The organism is uncultured Metabacillus sp. (assembly GCF_947503125.1).
GTDB lineage: Bacteria > Bacillota > Bacilli > Bacillales > Bacillaceae > Metabacillus.
The window spans coordinates 1-578 of sequence record NZ_CANNCR010000183.1 but is presented as its reverse complement, the minus strand read 5'-3'; the positions used below and the strand labels follow the sequence as shown (position 1 = coordinate 578).

At 36.7% G+C, this 578-nt stretch carries 1 pseudogene; it reads left to right on the top strand.

From position 1 onward, the window contains the following. Window positions 1–96: 96 nt before the first annotated feature. Window positions 97–578 (top strand): annotated as a pseudogene (locus Q1B07_RS26740) (transposase); the annotation flags it as partial.

Below are 578 nucleotides of genomic sequence, written 5' to 3'. Positions count from 1 at the left end.
AGTTTGTACCCTCAATTATTAACTTATTTAATGGAATTTATCAAGTATCAAGATCAGGTAATTCGAACATTACTTACCCTTCTTATTGGAAAGGGCATGTTTGAAAAACCTAAAGAAACTCCTGTGAATAAACCTTATCGTAAACTTCAAGTAGATGATCTTCCCATCATCCAAACCATTCAAAAACTTGATTACCGAAGTCTTCTTACTGAATTTCTTGAGAAACACGGTAAGCACCTAAAACCTGTTCAAAGGCGTTCAAATGCAAAAGCTAGCGTGCCTAAATCTATGAGCTGTCCTCAGTGTGGTGCTCCATCGGATTATCTTTATGCAAATAATGGAGGCAAAGGACAGTTTCAATGTAAGGTGTGTTCCTGTCTTTTCAATGATAAGAGTCGCTATTCTAAGGAGTCCATTTTGAAGTGTCCTCATTGTTCCAAAACCCTTGAGAAAGTCAAAGAACGAAAAGATTTTGACGTGTTCAAGTGCAAAAATAATGACTGTCCTTATTATCAAAAGAAGCTAAATGGCATGTCTTCGAAAGAAAAGAGCCAGTTTAAGAAAGACCCTCAAGCCTT